Here is a 17042-nt window from a genome sequence, read left to right on the forward strand (position 1 = left end):
GATGAGCTTAGCGTGATCAGACCTTTTCGAGACAGGCGTCGCAGGCGCCGAGCAGCTCGATGGTCTGGCGCTGGATCGTGAACCCGCGTTCCCGTGCCGTGGATGCCAGCATTTCACCGACGGCTTCCTGATGCAGTTCCTCGACACGTCCGCAGTGACGGCAGATCAGCAACTGGAACCGGTGGACGTGTTCGGGGCACGGGCAGGCAATGTAGGCATTGAGCGATTCGATGCGATGGACCAAACCTTGCTCGATCAGGAAATCCAGTGCCCGATAGACCGTCGGCGGTCTCGCGGACGCATGTTCGTCCGACAGACGATCCAGCAGATCGTAGGCCTTGAGACCACCTGGCGTACTGGAGATCATTTCCAGTACGCGACGGCGGATCGGCGTAAAGCGTACGCCGCGTTCCTGACACTGTTGATCTGCCTGTTTGAGCAGCACATCCGAATCGAGCATCGAACTTCCCGGTAAGCATCGAGAGGGCCACATTCTACGCGTTAGCGCTGGAAGGAACCACCGGACAAGAATTCACCCGGACGGGGTGGATCGTCATCCAGGGATTCGACATGCCGGTGCGTGCAAGACAATACGCGCGCAGCGTATTTAACATAATATATATTATGCGAACCTACGGAATATCATGATCCGAGCCATCCAGCCTGCATGCCGATATGTTTATCGCTCGGGATTTCGAAATACTGCTCGGTTTACCCCGAGGTTGCGCTACGCTGATGTGACATCGAGAAATGGGCCGCGTCAGTCTGCGACATATCGCCACACTGACGCGGAGTTTCCCGCCAGCGTCTGATCAAAAGTCATTTTTTCGGTACAATGCCGACCGCGAAATCCCTACTTCGTTGGCGACGTCCGATGCTTCGGTACGCCATTGCGCGTCGTGTCAGAGTTGTCAGCCCTGGCTAGCGGCGTATGATGCAGGCCGCTAACCGATTGTTGCAGGGCCGAAAAGCTTTCCTCCACTGGGGTCGTGAGATGAGAAAAAGGAACTCCCTCAAGTATTTGAGTGTGATGACGTGGTTAACCGCGCCATTATTGTTGAGTGGCTGTGGCTCAGCGCTGATGGATCCGACCGGCGAGATTGGTCAGGGTCTGAAATCGCTGATCATCACGGCCTTCGGTTTGATGCTGATCGTGGTCATTCCGGTCATCGTGATGACTATTCTGTTTGCTTGGAAATATCGCGGAACCAATCTCGCGGCCAAGTACACGCCAAACTGGGAGCACTCGAACATCATCGAGGTCTTCGTTTGGGCCATTCCGTGCGTCATCATTTTCTTTCTTGCCATCCTGACATGGCAGACGTCGCACTCTTACGATCCGCACAAGCCGATTGCCAGTGAAGAGGAAACCATGACGATCGATGCGATCTCGCTCGATTGGAAATGGCTGTTCATCTATCCGGACGAAGGCATTGCCACCATCAATGAGCTGGCCATTCCGGTGGATACGCCGGTTCACTTCCGCGTGACCTCCGGTACCGTCATGAACTCGTTCATGATTCCGACGCTGGGTAGCCAGATCTACGCCATGGCCGGCATGGACAACGATGTCTATCTCGAAGGCAACGAGATCGGCACCTTCCGTGGCCGTTCGACCGCGTACAGCGGCGAAGGCTTCTCGGAAATGCTGTTCGACACACACGTAACGTCGGATGCGGATTTCCAGGCATGGGTCGACAAGATCAAGCAGTCACCCAACACCATGATGTTCCCGGAAGACTATGAACAGATCGCCGAGCCTTCCATTGCCCATCCGGTGGAGTATTTCTCTCAGGTTTCGCCCGATTTCTACGGCGACCTGATCAAAAGTTACAAAGCGAGTCATGGCGGCAGCGACAGTCATGGCGAGCACAACGAAGCACGGGAGTCTTCAATGCCCATGAGTGCGCAGGCAGCGGAGTAACGTCATGTTCGGAAAACTCAGCTTAGATTCGATTCCATTTCACGAACCGATCATCATGGTCACCGCGGTGGCCATCGGGATCATCGGTGCGCTGATCGTCGGTCTGATTACCTATTATCGCAAATGGGGCTATCTCTGGACCGAATGGGTAACGTCCATCGATCACAAGAAGATCGGTGTGATGTACTTCCTCGTTGCGCTCGTCATGCTGATTCGCGGCTTCGCCGATGCGATCATGATGCGAACGCAGCAAGCCATTGCTGCCGGTGGCGCCGAGGGCTATCTGCCTCCCGAACACTACGATCAGATCTTCACCGCCCACGGTGTCATCATGATCTTCTTCGTCGCCATGCCCATGGTCATCGGTTTGATGAATCTGGTCGTGCCGCTGCAGATCGGCGCTCGCGACGTGGCCTTCCCGTTCATGAACAACCTGAGTTTCTGGCTGTTCGCGGTGGGCGTGATTCTGGTGAACATGTCTCTGGTTATCGGCGAGTTCGCCAAGACCGGCTGGCTGGCCTACGCGCCGCTATCGGAGTTGAAATACAGTCCAGGCGTTGGGGTCGACTATTGGATCTGGGCATTGCAGATATCGGGTATCGGGACCACGCTGACGGGGATCAACTTCTTCGTCACCATCCTGAAAATGCGCACCAAGGGCATGTCCCTGTTTCGCATGCCGATCTTCACCTGGACGGCGCTCTGCACCAACGTGCTGATCATTTTGTCGTTCCCGATCCTGACCGTGACCATTGCCCTGCTGACTCTGGATCGCTATCTGGGCATGCACTTCTTCACCAATGATATGGGCGGCAGCCAGATGATGTACGTCAACCTCATCTGGGCCTGGGGCCACCCGGAAGTCTACATCTTGATCTTGCCGGCGTTCGGTGTCTTCTCCGAGGTCATCGCGACCTTTACCAAGAAGCGTCTGTTCGGCTACAAGACCATGGTCTGGGCCACCGTCGTGATCGCATTTTTGTCGTTCACCGTCTGGCTGCACCACTTCTTCACCATGGGCGCGGGTGCTGATGTAAATTCCTTCTTTGGCATTGCAACGATGATCATCGCCATACCCACGGGCGTGAAGATCTTCAACTGGCTGTTCACCATGTATCGCGGGCGCATCCAGTTCACGACGCCGGTACTCTGGACGATCGGTTTCATCATCACCTTTACCCTGGGCGGTATGACCGGTGTCATGCTGGCCGTGCCGGGGGCGAACTTTGTGCTACACAACACGCTCTTCGTCATCGCTCACTTCCATAACGTCATCATCGGCGGCGTGGTGTTCGGGATGATGGCCGGCTTCACGTACTGGTTCCCGAAAGCCTTCGGCTTCACGCTGAGTGAAAAATGGGGCAAGCGCTCCTTCTGGTGCTGGCTGATCGGCTTCTACGTCGCGTTCATGCCGCTGTATGCGCTGAGCTTCTTCGGTGCCATGCGCCGGATGCAGTCCTACGAACAGACCGAGTGGCAGCCGCTGATGATCGTGGCCTGGTTTGGCGCCGTGATCATCGCCTGCGGCATTGCCTGCATCGTGATCCAGCTTGTCGTCAGTATTCGCGATCGCGAGAAGAACCGTGATCTGACAGGCGATCCGTGGGATGGGCGTACGCTGGAGTGGTCTACCTCCTCTCCGCCCCCGAACTACAACTTCGCTTACCTGCCAGATGTCGCGTCCATCGATAGCTACTGGGAGATGAAGCAGCAGCCGGGTGGCTTCAAGCGCGAGCTGGCGACCAAGTTCGAGGACATTCACATGCCCAGGAACACGGCGGAAGGCCCGATCCTGTCGCTGTTTGCCTTGTTGTTCGGCTTTGCGTTGATCTGGCACATCTGGTGGCTGGCGGGTCTGGGGGCCATCGGCATGTTCGTGACGTTCATGTTCCGTATCTTCAATAACGATACCGACTACCACGTCAGCGCTGCCGAGGTCGAAAAGACCGAACGTGAATACCACAAACGGTTGGAGATGCAGGCTTAATCATGGCAACCGACACAATCAAGCAACATGACGCTCATGCCCACGACGGGCATGAGCACCACGACGCAGGCGCAATGAAGATCTTCGGGTTCTGGATCTACCTGATGAGCGATCTGGTGATCTTCGGGACGCTGTTCGCCACTTTTGGGGTGCTGGCCAACGCCACTGCGGGTGGTCCGACCTCGCAGGAGATCTTCGAGCTACCTTTCGTGCTGGTCGAAACCTTTCTGCTGTTGATCAGTAGTTTCACCTTCGGTCTGGCGGTCTTGGCGCAGAATGCTGGCGACCGCGGCGCCGTCCTCAAGTGGTTGGCGGTAACGTTCCTGCTGGGCTTTGGCTTCGTCGCGATGGAGGTGTACGAATTCCATAACCTCATCGCCGAAGGCTACGGTCCGGACCGTAGCGCCTTCCTGTCAGCCTTCTTCACGCTGGTCGGTACCCATGGTCTGCACGTGACCTTTGGCCTGATCTGGATCGCGATCATGTTCTTCCAGATATCCAAACGCGGGCTGGACAGTGTGACCAAACCCCGAATGCTGTGCCTGAGCCTGTTCTGGCATTTCCTGGACATTGTCTGGATCTGCGTCTTCTCCTTCGTCTACCTGATAGGAGCGATGTGACATGAACGATAGTCACACTTCTCACGATGGCACCAGCCACGGTAGCCATAAATCTTATACTGTTGGATTGATTCTATCGATTGCGCTAACGCTGGCGGCTTTTGGCGTAGTCATGCTGGGGAAATTCAGTATCCTGGCAACTGCCATTACGGTGATTGTCACGGCGGTAGTTCAGGTCCTGGTGCAGTTAATTCTTTTCATGCATCTCGAATTTAGAACTCAGCAGGGTCGTGAATCTGGTGGATTTTTTGTATTTACGGCGGTGATCATAGGACTGATTGTCGGGGGATCACTATGGATCATGCACCACCTCCGTCTGAATTTGATGTGATAGCCAAGTGACATACAAGGCTTACAGTTCGTTGACCAAGCCCGGTATCATCTTCGGCAATCTCGTCACAGTCATCGGCGGCTATTTCCTGGCCGCCGGTGGCCGTTTCGAACCGTGGTTATTTCTGGCAGTGGTACTGGGCACCTCGTTGGTCGTCGCGTCCGGCTGTGTTTTCAATAACATTATCGATCGCGATATCGACGGCCATATGGCACGCACTCAGTCTCGAGCCATGGTGACCGGCGAGATTTCGATTCCGATCGCCCTGCTGTTCGGGTGCTTGCTGGGTATCGTCGGTTTTGGCCTGCTGGCGTGGATGACGACGCCGTTGGCTACCGGATTCGCGGCATTAGGCTTTGCCATCTATGTGGGTGCCTATAGCCTCTACCTCAAACGCCACTCGGTCTACAGCACGCTGATCGGAAGTTTATCCGGCGCATCGCCACCGGTGATCGGATACTGTGCGGTGACGGGCACGTTCGATCTGGGTGCCCTGCTATTGCTGATCATTTTCAGCATGTGGCAGATGCCGCACTCCTATGCGATTGCCATCTTTCGCTTCGACGACTACGCCTCGGCATCGATACCCGTTCTACCGGTGAAGCACGGCATCGCGGTGGCCAAGCGACATATCGTGATCTACACGGTGCTGTTCGTGATCGCCTCGGTCATGCTATCGGTTGCCGGCTATACCGGATGGGCCTACGCCATCGTTGCCGTTGCCGTGGGCGGTTACTGGCTCAGTATTACGCTCAGAGGCTTCCGAACCACCAATGATCAAGCCTGGGCTCGCAAGGTCTTCGGTATCTCGATCGTGGTGGTAACTGCATTGAGTGTCATGATGTCACTGGATAGCCGAATGCCGATAGCCGAATCGCTGCTGTCGCTTGCATCAGGATGATCGGATCGAGATTGACGGATTGACCTTCCCCCTGGTTTAAGTCCGCCCACAATGTGAGAAGCCGCCGCTCCAAGCGGGGCCAATTTGTCCATGGAGCGGTTATTTCGAAGCTACAAGAGCGAATGGATGTCCGCGACCGGTTACTTATCGGTGCGTTAGGCTTTACGGGATATCGGCTTCTACCTGATGCTGCGCTACAACCAGCAGCGCCCCTACATGCATGCATGACGTTCCTTGTGCCTCTTCGTTATTTCACGATGGCCATTTCGTGTGATGGCTATCGATCACAAAAGCGTGCCGATGAGTGCTGCAACAGATCGCCGCGATTCGCGGGGCGGTGAATGGGTTGATGGCCGCCGTCATGGAGGGGCACCTGACTGATCACGTCGTCAGGGAGCCCGAACTGGCGCAGCGGCAACAAGACTTGGACGCGGTACTACAGGTCATTAAGTCCTACCTCAAGTAAGGCAGATAAAAGCCTGGCACACGGAAGACTCAAAATGAATGAGAGTAAAAAAGCAAGACCACCACCACCCGCTCGAAGAAAAGGCTCAAAGGCACTGGCGCCGGTACGACGATCACCAGCGACTAGGATGACTTCTGCTACGGGACGACAGCCGTGGCGAGCCACGGCTTCCTTTGTGAATATATCCAATCGTAATGTGGCAGGTGCAAACTGCCTTTCATTAGCGCGGAAAAACATATCGACCCAATGGCCTGATAGAGAGTGAGAGCGGCTCGCGGGGAATCTCGATGGCCAATATACGAAGGAGGCATCAATGTCAGACCACAATCATAGCCATAGTGGCGGCAAGACCTTGTTGTTTGCACTGGTCTTCACTACAGGTTTTGCAGCTGTCGAAGTATTCGGCGGCCTGATAGCTGATTCGCTTGCCCTGTTATCGGACGCAGGCCACATGCTTACCGATTCATTGTCGTTAGGGATTGGTGCCTTCGCCGCTTGGCTGGCCAAGAAGCCGGCATCGCGTCAGCATTCCTTTGGACTCAAGCGCGCCGAAATTCTCGGAGCCCTGTTTAACGTGCTGTTTATGTTCGGAGTGATTGTATTTATCGCCTATGAAGCGATCCGCCGCATGGCAGACACCCCCGCTGTTGCCGGTGGCATGGTTTTGGCGATCGGCGGGCTCGGTTTGCTGGTGAATATCGCAGTGGCTTGGGCGCTGATGCGTGGAGAGCAGACTATAAACGTTCGCGGAGCGCTCCTGCACGTAATGGGAGACTTGCTGGGCTCGGTCGCTGCGCTGGTTGCCGGGGCGGTCATTTATCTGGGCGGGCCGCCCATTGCGGACCCGATCCTGTCTCTTTTCGTCAGCCTATTGATTCTGGTATCCGCCGTTCGACTACTGCGTGAGGTGACGCAAGTGTTGATGGAAGGCGTGCCAGAAGGAATCGATGCACATGAAGTCGGCTGCGCCCTTGTCCGGGTCGACGGCGTTTTTGCTATCCATGACATGCATATCTGGAGCCTATCATCAAACAGTCAAGCTCTAGCGGCGCATATTGATGTGGAAGCGATGGGACGATGGGAAGAGATACTGCCGCAGTTGCAAACGATATTGCGGGGGCGCTTCGGTATTGAGCACACCACCTTACAACCCGAGGATGCCGCTATCCGTCACGTTTGTGATGCCGATCCTGATTGCGGGGCTGGTGATGTGAATTAGGAGACCACAGGCAGCAGAGCCCCGTCTAGGCTGCATGTAACAGCGTCAATAAAGAATAGCAAGCCCCCTAGGGGGCTTGCCTGCTTCTGAACCGCTCCTGCCGTCGTGCGGACACCTTTCGGTTGACGAGACCAGCGGCATATCCACGCCAAGATCGGGGGTGTGGAGATGTCATGGGCTCTATGCCTGGCTGGAAGTGTTTATGAATCCATTCTCGCTACGATGACCATGTGACTCTCGGCGTTCTGCCAATAGGACAGCATGAACCGTGCTGCTTTCATTGAGGCGTTTCTCTTGCTGACCAAGTTGCGACAATGCGGACGCTTCCATACCCACGCCGTCGTCCTCAATGTCAATAATCCGTTATTTCTGTGTATGCGACATGCCACGCGTCCGCGAGACCTCCGCAACCAGCCCGCCACCGAAGTTTCCCAACGCGGGAAGCAATGCCAGGCCGAACACCATCCAAATGCTATCCATGATCACCTTCCCTGGTCGATGTCTAGCTCTAGCACTCGCCTTCAAGCACTCGCCGGCGAAGCGGCCTGGCCCGAGCTTTCCGGCGGCACATTGACGGAGGCTCCACCGCCGCGTGTCGGGCCCTGTCGATTCTCGAACCGTAACAGACGCAGCGCATTCAGCGTCACTAGTACGGTGGCGCCGGTATCAGCCATGATAGCCACCCACAACCCGGTCAGACCAAACATGGTCGTCAACAGGAATACCGCCTTCAGGCCCAGCGCGATGGTGATGTTCTGGCGAATATTGTTCATGGTGGCGCGAGCCAGACGAATCATAGTCGCTATGTCGGTCACGCGATTACGCAGCAAGGCGCCATCGGCCGTTTCCAGGGCGACATCGGTGCCCGAGCCCATGGCCACGCCGACGTCGGCGGTGGCGAGTGCAGGCGCGTCGTTGATCCCGTCGCCCACCATGATCACCCGGTCCTTGGCGACCATTCCCTTGATTGCCGTGACCTTGTCGTCAGGCAGCAAGCCTGCCTGGAACTCGATGCCCAGCGGATCGGCAATCGCTTTCGCGGTACGGGGGTTGTCACCGGTCAGCATCACCGAGCGGATGCCCAGTGCCTGGAGATCCTTGATGCCGTCGATGGCGTCCGTGCGCGGCTCGTCACGCATGGCAATCAGTCCGACGATCGCGCCGTCCCTAAACACCACGACGGCCGTCTTGCCCTGCTCCTCCAGCGCAGCGATCCGCGTCTTCAGAGCCTCTGTCAGTACGCCCTGGTCTTCAGCGTAGCGTGGCGAACCGACATAGCTACGATGACCGTCCACGCTTGCCTCGACACCATGGCCGGCGATGACGCGTGCGTCCGCCCCTTGAGAAAACGCGATATGACGCGATTCGGCATGACTTAACACCGCCTCGGCGAGCGGGTGGCTGGAGCCGGCCTCGACACTGGCGGCCAAGGCAACGACATCAGCCTCATCGTGGTCATCGGCAGCCGCTTGCACGTCGGTAACGACTGGTTTCCCGGCGGTCAGGGTGCCGGTCTTGTCGAAGGTCACGAGGCTAGCCTTGGCGGTGGACTCGATCACCGCGCCCCCCTTCAACAATAGCCCGCGGCGTGCCCCGGTAGACAGCGACGAGGCGATCGAAGCCGGTACCGAAATTACCAGCGCACACGGGCAGCCAATCAACAGCAGCGCCAGGGCTCGATAAGTCCATTCACCCCAAGCGCCGCCGAAAAGTAGCGGAGGAATGATCGCAACGAGTAGCGCGGTACCGACCACAGCGGGCATATAGACACGGCTGAAGCGATCAATGAAACGCTCGGTGGGCGCACGGGCTTCCTGTGCTTCTTCCACCAAGCGGATGATCCGCGCGATGGTATTGTCTTCGGGCGCCTTGGTGACGCGAATACGCAGCACGGCATCATTATTGATGGACCCGGCGAAGACCGACTCGTCGAGGGTCTTGCTCTTGGGCACCGATTCACCGGTCACCGGCGATTCATCGATAGAAGACGTTCCTTCAATGATCTGCCCATCGGCAGGAATCCGGTCGCCGGGTCGCGCGACGACGACCTGACCAATCTTCAGATTCGCGGCATTGACCTTGCGAGTCGCCCTCTGTGCGTCTTCGACCAGCGCGCTCTTGGGCACTAGATCACCCAGCGCGCGAATACTCGAGCGGGCACGATCCGCGGCCACCCCTTCAAGCACTTCGCCGACGGCGAACAGGAAGACCACCAGCGCCGCCTCCTCGGCGGCACCGATGATCAGCGCGCCACCGGCAGCGATGGTCATCAGCATTTCTATCGTGAATGGCATGCCCGCTCGTGCAGCGGAAAAAGCACGTTTCGCTACGGGAACCAGCCCGACCAGACACGCCAGGATGAAGCCCCAATAAGCCAGAGACTCCGAGGCCACCAGGCGCACCGCCACGGCGGCCAGCAGGACAGCCCCGGTCATGACCACCAGCCGGCCCTTGCCATGCAGAAACCAGCGTTTCGGTGAGGCCGACACTGCCTCGGCGACGCCTTCGTCAGCTGTGGAGCTGGCGCCATTGGAGCCATTACCGGTTATGGCGGTGCGCGGCGTTACACTGTAACCGAGCCGCTTGATCGATTTCTCGACGCTGTCCGGCGAGGTTTGCTGTTCGTCGAGCTTCAGCGTGAGCGTCTCGTTCATGACCGACACTTTGACGTCGGAGACTCCCGGCAGGTTCTCTACACCGCCACGAATTTTCGCCGCGCAACTGGCACAGTCCATGCCGCCGACCTTCCAACTGAGCGTGCCCTCGGTATCGGCCTCTTCGGCTGTCGCCATCGTCACGTCGCGGTCATGGTCATGGTCATGGTCATGGTCATAGTCATGTCCGTGACAGTGGTCGTGGTCGTGAGCCTGGCTACCGTCACAGCCGCCGTGTGAATGGCTCTCGTCCGGATCACTATCCTGTCCAGCGGCAGCGGGCTTGAACTGGACGCCATAGCCAAGCCGCTTGACGGTCTTCTCGACTTGCTCCATCGAGGTTTGTCGCGTGTCCAGCCCAAGCCTCAGCGTCTCCTTCATCACCGAAACCTGAACGTCGGAAACGCCTTTCAGGCGTTCCACCGCACCACGGATCTTGCCGGCGCAGCTTGGACAGTCCATGCCTTGAACGGTCCACTGGTATGGGTTATCGGATACTTCGGGATTTGTAGCTGGCATGAAAAGTTACCTCGTTCAATTTCTGTGTTTAAACTCTAAACCTTCTAGTGGCTATAGAGTCAAGCCGCATCGTCTTACTGGTAGTGAAGCATGCGAGGCGGGTAGAAAACGACTTGCGAACGACTGCGACGGCCAATAGAAGCATGACTTTTGAGAATGGCCATAATGTTTTTCCGAGGCGTTTTTGATAAAAGTGGCCCGTCACGTTAAGGAGCAACCCATGCGATTTTCCTGTCGCCCCTGGATGGGATGCGTGTTAGCGGTCTTCGCAGGGGCTCTAACGACGCTAACCTTCTCTCCCTTCGAGCTTTGGTGGCTGGGGCCGGTCGCCGTCGGCCTCATTTACTCAGGCCTGGATGACCTGACACCGGGTCAGGCAGCCCTGCGAGGCTGGTGTTATGGCATCGCGCTGTTCGCCACGGGAACCTCATGGGTCTACGTGTCGATCCATGAGTACGGTTACACGGGGGTGCCGCTATCGGTTTTCCTTACAGCCCTGTTTGCCGCCACCTTGGCGCTTTTCTATGCCATTCCCTTCTGGTTCTATCGGCGCTTTACTGGCTCGCGTCTAGCCTTTCTCTCCTTCGCCGGCGCGTGGGTGTTGATTGAAGTGCTACGGACATACCTTTTCACCGGTTTCCCTTGGCTATTGCTGGGGAGCGCGCACGTCGATTCTCCTTTAGCACCATTGGCCCCGGTTGGCGGGGTGCTGCTGTTGACATTGGTTACCGCCCTGACGGGCACGCTGGGGGTGGAGTTCCTGCGTCGACGCTGGTGGGCAGGGGGCACGATCGCCGCTCTATGGCTGTTCCCCTTGATGCTTCCTACTCAGTGGACCATACCCAGCAAGGAGCCCGTACAAGTGAGCCTGTTACAGGGCAATCTACCCCAGCTAAGCAAATGGACAAACGAGGGGCAGCGTAACGCAGTCAGCACCTATGCCCGATTGACCCGCAACATTGCTGAAGACATAGATCTGGTTATCTGGCCGGAAACGGCGATTCCTATGTATCAGCGTCAAGCCGAGCCGCTGTTGGAGCGGGTTAAGGCTACTTTGCCATCAGGAGCCGAACTACTCACCGGTATCGTGCAGCGCGACGACTCGGGCCGCTATTACAATGCCGTAGTCGGTGCCGGCGAGGTTACGGATGTGTACCGCAAGTCGCATCTGGTACCGTTCGGTGAATACATCCCGATGGAAAAACAGCTACGTGGCATTATCGCTTTCTTTGATCTGCCGATGTCAGACTTCACGGCAGGCAATTCCGAACAAGGCCCGATCCGAGCCGCTGGACTGCGCATCGGCACGGCGATCTGTTACGAAATTATTTTCCCGGACTTAGTGGCACAACGCGCCGATAACGCTGAGGTGTTGCTCACGGTGTCCAACGACACCTGGTTCGGTGACTCCATCGGGCCGCTTCAGCATCTGCAAATGGCCCGGCTACGCGCCCTTGAAAATGGTCGCTATGTTATGCGGGCAACGAACAATGGGGTGACGGCCATCATCGACCCGCAAGGTCGCATTATCGATCGCGCGACTCAATTCAGGATGACCACCCTCAACGGAGAAATCCGGGCCATGCGGGGAGAAACGCCATTCACACGCACCGGAAGCTGGCCAACCTGGCTATTGTCAGCAGCGCTGGTTATATCCGGGGTACGCAGGCGAAATAGCTAAAAGACACCGTTATCGACAGTTAGGCAAGCCACTACAAAATGTCATTATGCGCAGAGGCTTGCCCTGTAGGGTAGGCACATCGTGTTGTTTGGGGTAAAGTGCCGCCATTTCACTTCACTTGGTCTATCATAAGCTCTCATGCTAAGAATCCTTCGCTTCCTGCCTCGCAGCCGAAAATTACTGATTTTACCTATAGCTACGCTAGTCACGTTACTAGGAGCGCAGGAAATCTTCTCTGTGTTAAAAGCTTCTAATGGAGATGATGCGCCCCTTAACGAGGCTAGTTCGCCAAGCATTGAGTTATCTACTCGCTTCCAAGCTCAAGCTGACACCATGACAGCTGTTAAAGTCAGCACCAACTACAAATATACGGGCCCCGCTCAGGCTTCCACCGGACTTACCAAGCCCACGGCAGGCTCGCCGCAAAGCCTCCTATTGGTAACAGACGAAGTTGAAACTACTCGCGTTTCTGAAACAACTGTCCAAGACAGCGTTGTTCGTGCGGCTACACCATTAAACCCCAGCGTTCCTACAACCAAGCCGGAAAGTACTAAAGACGCTAGCGAACTGGATAGCCAGGCGCTGCACATGGCGATTCGACTTACCGACTCGTCAACAGAAGCCAACGATCGCAAAGTTGGCGGGACTTCCGATGTTGGTTTATCTGTCGACCTAATACATAACGATGAAAAAGTAGACATGGAAGAAGAACTGGTAGCCAACGAAAGATTCGTCCCATCTTGGGAAACTTATACCATTCAATCCGGCGATACTTTCGCGGACATGGCCGAACGCATTCTGGGACTAGGCTATGATGAAGTTATGCAGCTTCTCGAAGAAATCCCGGACGAAAGGACATTCACTCGCTGGCGTGTCGGTGATAACTTTGACTTTAAAATTAACGAATCTGGTGAATTATTGGCACTGCGAATCATGGAGGATGCACATTCCGGCCTCCTGATTGAACGCGACCACGACAGCAAGAGCTTTGAGGTTACTCGTCTTGAAAAAACGGCTCGGAAAACGGAGCGATTGTTTTCAGGAACCGTCAATGGCAGTTTTGCTCAGTCAGCCAGCGCCACTGGCTTATCTTACTCAGAAGTGTCTGATCTGAGCGATCTACTTTCGAAAAAGATAAATTTTCGCCGTGCTGCCCGGCGAGGAGATCAATTCCGAGTTTTGGTAGAAACCGATATGATTGAGGGTCAGGCTGCTGATTCGCGCATCCTTGCTGCTCACTACAAAGGCAATAAAAGAGACCTAGCTATCGTTAGGAATCCTGCTGATGACAATTTTTATACCTCTGAAGGCTACAGCCTCTCCCCGGCATTTAACCGGAAGCCGTTTAAAGGCGACTACAGGATAAGCTCGCCTTTTAACTTGCGGCGAAAGCACCCAATCACTGGCCGAGTTAGTCCGCATCGAGGCACTGACTTTGCAGTAACCATTGGCACTTCGATTCAATCTCCAGCAAATGGACGTGTTGTCAAATCGGCCTATCAAGCAAATGGCGCTGGAAACTACGTTGTGATCCGCCATGACAACGGCTACAAGACTCGCTATATGCACCTATCCAAACGCTTGGTATCTGAAGGCGAGCGCGTTTCCAGAGGCCAGAAGATTGCACTATCCGGCAATACGGGTCGTAGCACGGGGCCTCATCTTCATTACGAATTAATGGTTAACAATAATCAAGTCGACGCCATGCGCGTCAAATTGCCGGAAGGCAAGCAGCTATCTGGACAAGCATTAGCAGCCTTTCAAAAGGAGGCCAAGCAGTTCTTAGCTCAGATTGATCACGACACAACTTTATCTATGATTGCTAGCCAATCGAAATTACCTTAGAAAAACGCATTTCCAATGAGCCTGAGTATCCACTCAAAATACTTGGACCGGAGTCTGATAACCCAGACGCTGCGGGCAGGTTGTTGAGCCTCTCTACGACCTACCGCAGCTCAGCGTCGATGACTTCTCGAAAGGCCGTACCCTTCAAAATTACTGGCGAATTAGTCCGTTGGTATTCTGTTTTCACGGCACCAAGTCGAGGCTCCATCGCGAGATCTCGTGCTATCAGAATAAACGTAGCGGGAATTTCACATTGCCGGTGGATCCGGTTTCTGGGAGGAGGTCAGGATCAAAAAAAGACCGCATAAGCGGTCTTTTTTTGTGCCTGAATGAACGATGGCGCGTTGAGATTTACTCGGCCGGTGCGTAGGAGCCGTCTTCGCGGTGAATTTCACGGCCAGTTAGCGCAGGGCTGAAGACACAGGCAACGGTCATGCCCTTTTCCTTGCCACGCAGCCAATGCTCATCGTGCTGGTCGAGCAAATACATGTCGCCGGCCTTGATGGTATGGATCTTGCCATCGGCGATGGTTTCCACTTCACCCTCACCTTCGTAGCAGAACACTGCTTCGATGTGGTTCTTGTAATGAATATGGGTTTCCGTACCCGGATGAATACGCGTGATGTTGAATGAAAACCCACAACCGTCTTCGGCCAGCATCAGCCGAGTGCTGTCCCAGTTGCCGTTCTCGGCTTCGACGAAGCGGTCGGTTTTCATGCATTCCTGAAGATTACGTACGATCATCGATACAACTCCTGGTGGGTGACTCGTCAAAAGATGACATGAGAGACGGCCCCATGCTCGTTGAAGGAGGGCCGCCCTATTGTGCGTCGTGTCAGTTTCCGCCTCAGGCGAAGGCTTCCTTGGCACTGCGCTCCAGAATATCCAGACCTTCGAGGAGGTCTTCATCGCTGATCACCAGCGGGCACAGGCACTTCACGACTTGACCATCCTGCCCCGCGGTTTCGATGATGAGCCCGTTCTCGAAGGCTTTCGCCGTGATCTTGTCCGCCACGTCGCCGTCGCGCACATCGATACCGCGCATCAGACCGCGGCCACGCTCGCTCGCGGGATAACCCATTTCGGTCAGCATCGCGGCAATCCTGGCGAAGCGCTCTTCGACGATACGCCCTTTACGCTGGACGTCGCGCTCGAAGGTGTCGTCGCTCCAGAAATGCCTGAGCGCGGCCGCCGCTGTCACGAAAGCCATGTTGAAACCACGGAATGTGCCGTTGTACTGGCCAGGCTTCCACTTATCCAATTCGGGGCGCATCAGCACGTGGGCGAACGGCAGGCCATAAGCGGACAGCGATTTCGAATTGGTGACGATATCAGGCACGATGCCGGCATGCTCGAAGCTGAAGAACTTGCCGGTACGGCCACAACCTGCCTGGATGTCGTCGACGATCAGCAGGATGTCATGCGCGCGGCAGATGCCTTCCAGACGCTTCAGCCAGTCCAGGCCTGCCGGGTTGATACCGCCCTCGCCCTGCACCGTCTCGACGATCACGCCGGCCGGCACGTCGAGCCCGCCAGACTTGTCACTCAGCAGCTTCTCGAAATAGTCGAGTGTGTCGGTGCCTTCCCCGAGATAACCATCGAACGGCAGGAAGCTGGCACCCTGGGTCGGGATGCCACCGGTCGCTTCGCGGAACTTGCGGTTGCCGGTCGTTGCCAGTGCGCCCATGGTGACGCCATGGAAGCCATTGGTGAAGGTGACGATGTTATGACGACCCTTCGCCACTCGAGCCAGGCGAATCGCGGCTTCGGTAGCGTTGGTACCCGTCGGGCCCGGCAAATGAACCTTGTAGTCCAGCCCACGCGGTTTGAAGATCACTTCTTCCAGCGTCTCGAGGTAGTCGCGCTTGGCGGCGGTCCACATGTCCAGACCATGGACGATACCGTTGGAAGTGATGTATTCGACCAGCGCTTCCTGAAGCTTCGGATGGTTATGACCGTAATTGAGCGTGCCGGCGCCAGCGAGAAAATCGATGTACTCGCGGCCATCCTCGGCAATCAGGCGCGCGCCCTGGGCCTTGGTGAAAACAATTGGAAAAGAGCGAGAATAAGTCCGGACTTCGGATTCCATGCGTTCGAGAATCTGAGTCTGCATACAACCTCCGTAATGGGAGTGTGGATGTCGTGGGGAGCGTGGATAAGGCGTGCTGGCATAAGACATGCGTGACAACGCAGACCTTACCCGCCCTGGATACGTTGGGGGTCGAACGGGCCGATCCGGACGAGGTTTTCCGGGTCGTGCTCTCCGCCCAGTTGATCGGTCGAAAAGTATTCGCGACTGATGAGGGGCGCCTGCCAGCGATCCGCCAGACGCTTGAACAAGCCCCATGAGGCCTGATTGTCCGGCGTGATCGTGGTTTCGAGATGATTCAGCCCTGCCAATTCCGGCCGAGTCAGCACGGCTTCGACCAGGCGTCTAGCCAGGCCGGTGCCCCGTGCCTTTTCCCCGACCGCGACTTGCCACAGGAAATAGATATCGGGAGCGGCAGCTTTGACGTAGCCGGACACGAATCCGACGATTTCACCATCTTCCGTCGTCGCGACGGCACAGCTGTCGCGGAACTGCGTTGCCAGCAACAGATAGGCATAACCGGAATTGACATCGAGCGGCGGGCAGGCCTTGACCAGTTCATAGATCCCCCACCCATCTTCCGTGGTGGGCTTGCGAATGAACAGTGGCATATCGGGCTTGCCAACGACGGCATCGGCCACGGTAGGCCTTGCCAAGTCTGCCGACGGCGTAAATGCCGGATTGGGGTTGGTCATCGTCATCGTCGCTATGGCGAATTTGAATTCAAGGATAACAGCGAGTGAAGCAAGCTTCAAACCGCAGGTTATTTTACTCAACCAGTTCAATAATGAATATTTATATGCTGG

Annotated in this window: 14 protein-coding genes and 1 pseudogene; 10 read left to right on the plus strand and 5 right to left on the minus strand. The window is 56.2% G+C overall.

All coding sequences use genetic code 11. From position 1 onward, the window contains the following. Positions 1–16: 16 nt before the first annotated feature. Positions 17–460: a transcriptional repressor gene (locus tag Q0602_RS12570; RefSeq protein ID WP_298843738.1), complete on the minus strand. Its 444-nt coding sequence runs from the start codon at positions 458–460 to the stop codon at positions 17–19. 471 nt (positions 461–931) lie between these two features. Here Q0602_RS12570 and cyoA point away from each other — a divergent pair, with 471 nt between their 5' ends. The 8 genes and pseudogenes from cyoA to Q0602_RS12610 all read left to right on the plus strand — a co-directional run bounded on the left by cyoA (position 932) and on the right by Q0602_RS12610 (position 7448). After that, positions 932–1924 (plus strand): ubiquinol oxidase subunit II, encoded by a 993-nt coding sequence (gene cyoA / locus Q0602_RS12575; RefSeq protein ID WP_367276968.1) that lies wholly within the window; start codon positions 932–934, stop codon positions 1922–1924. Positions 1925–1928: 4 nt separating this feature from the next. Beyond that, positions 1929–3911, plus strand: a complete 1983-nt coding sequence (gene cyoB / locus Q0602_RS12580; protein WP_087720339.1) for a cytochrome o ubiquinol oxidase subunit I — start codon at positions 1929–1931, stop codon at positions 3909–3911. A 2-nt stretch (positions 3912–3913) separates the two neighbouring features. Beyond that, entirely contained in the window at positions 3914–4531 is a 618-nt protein-coding gene (gene cyoC / locus Q0602_RS12585; protein ID WP_071231185.1) for a cytochrome o ubiquinol oxidase subunit III, read from the plus strand. A 1-nt stretch (position 4532) separates the two neighbouring features. Further along, positions 4533–4862: a cytochrome o ubiquinol oxidase subunit IV gene (gene cyoD, locus Q0602_RS12590; RefSeq protein ID WP_071231184.1), complete on the plus strand. Its 330-nt coding sequence runs from the start codon at positions 4533–4535 to the stop codon at positions 4860–4862. Between the two features lie 31 nt (positions 4863–4893). After that, positions 4894–5763 (plus strand): heme o synthase, encoded by an 870-nt coding sequence (gene cyoE, locus Q0602_RS12595; protein ID WP_295038208.1) that lies wholly within the window; start codon positions 4894–4896, stop codon positions 5761–5763. Between the two features lie 90 nt (positions 5764–5853). Then, positions 5854–5991 (plus strand): annotated as a pseudogene (locus Q0602_RS12600) (IS3 family transposase); the annotation flags it as partial. 76 nt (positions 5992–6067) lie between these two features. Beyond that, positions 6068–6229 (plus strand): metal-sensing transcriptional repressor, encoded by a 162-nt coding sequence (locus Q0602_RS12605; protein WP_239496096.1) that lies wholly within the window; start codon positions 6068–6070, stop codon positions 6227–6229. A 313-nt stretch (positions 6230–6542) separates the two neighbouring features. Further along, a complete protein-coding gene (locus tag Q0602_RS12610; protein WP_071231182.1) occupies positions 6543–7448 on the plus strand; it encodes a cation diffusion facilitator family transporter in 906 nt (301 codons plus the stop codon). 521 nt (positions 7449–7969) lie between these two features. On the opposite strand, the gene Q0602_RS12615 is transcribed toward Q0602_RS12610, so the two are convergent. Then, positions 7970–10621 carry a heavy metal translocating P-type ATPase gene (locus Q0602_RS12615; protein ID WP_298843755.1) on the minus strand — a complete coding sequence of 884 codons (2652 nt, stop codon included), beginning with the start codon at positions 10619–10621 and terminating at the stop codon, positions 7970–7972. Between the two features lie 220 nt (positions 10622–10841). Here Q0602_RS12615 and lnt point away from each other — a divergent pair, with 220 nt between their 5' ends. Both lnt and Q0602_RS12625 read left to right on the plus strand, forming a co-directional pair. After that, positions 10842–12302 (plus strand): apolipoprotein N-acyltransferase, encoded by a 1461-nt coding sequence (gene lnt / locus Q0602_RS12620; protein WP_071230019.1) that lies wholly within the window; start codon positions 10842–10844, stop codon positions 12300–12302. Between the two features lie 138 nt (positions 12303–12440). Continuing rightward, positions 12441–14147, plus strand: coding sequence for a peptidoglycan DD-metalloendopeptidase family protein (locus Q0602_RS12625; protein WP_071230020.1), 1707 nt, complete (start codon positions 12441–12443; stop codon positions 14145–14147). Positions 14148–14498: 351 nt separating this feature from the next. On the opposite strand, the gene Q0602_RS12630 is transcribed toward Q0602_RS12625, so the two are convergent. The 3 genes from Q0602_RS12630 to ectA form a co-directional block, all read right to left on the minus strand. Then, a complete protein-coding gene (locus tag Q0602_RS12630) occupies positions 14499–14891 on the minus strand; it encodes an ectoine synthase (protein ID WP_071230021.1) in 393 nt (130 codons plus the stop codon). A 103-nt stretch (positions 14892–14994) separates the two neighbouring features. Further along, positions 14995–16260 carry a diaminobutyrate--2-oxoglutarate transaminase gene (gene ectB, locus Q0602_RS12635; protein ID WP_110632736.1) on the minus strand — a complete coding sequence of 422 codons (1266 nt, stop codon included), beginning with the start codon at positions 16258–16260 and terminating at the stop codon, positions 14995–14997. Between the two features lie 83 nt (positions 16261–16343). Next, on the minus strand, positions 16344–16931 hold the full coding sequence (gene ectA / locus Q0602_RS12640) for a diaminobutyrate acetyltransferase (protein ID WP_110632740.1): 588 nt from the start codon (positions 16929–16931) through the stop codon (positions 16344–16346). Positions 16932–17042 lie beyond the last annotated feature (111 nt).

Source organism: uncultured Salinicola sp. (assembly GCF_937921195.1).
Classification (GTDB): domain Bacteria; phylum Pseudomonadota; class Gammaproteobacteria; order Pseudomonadales; family Halomonadaceae; genus Salinicola.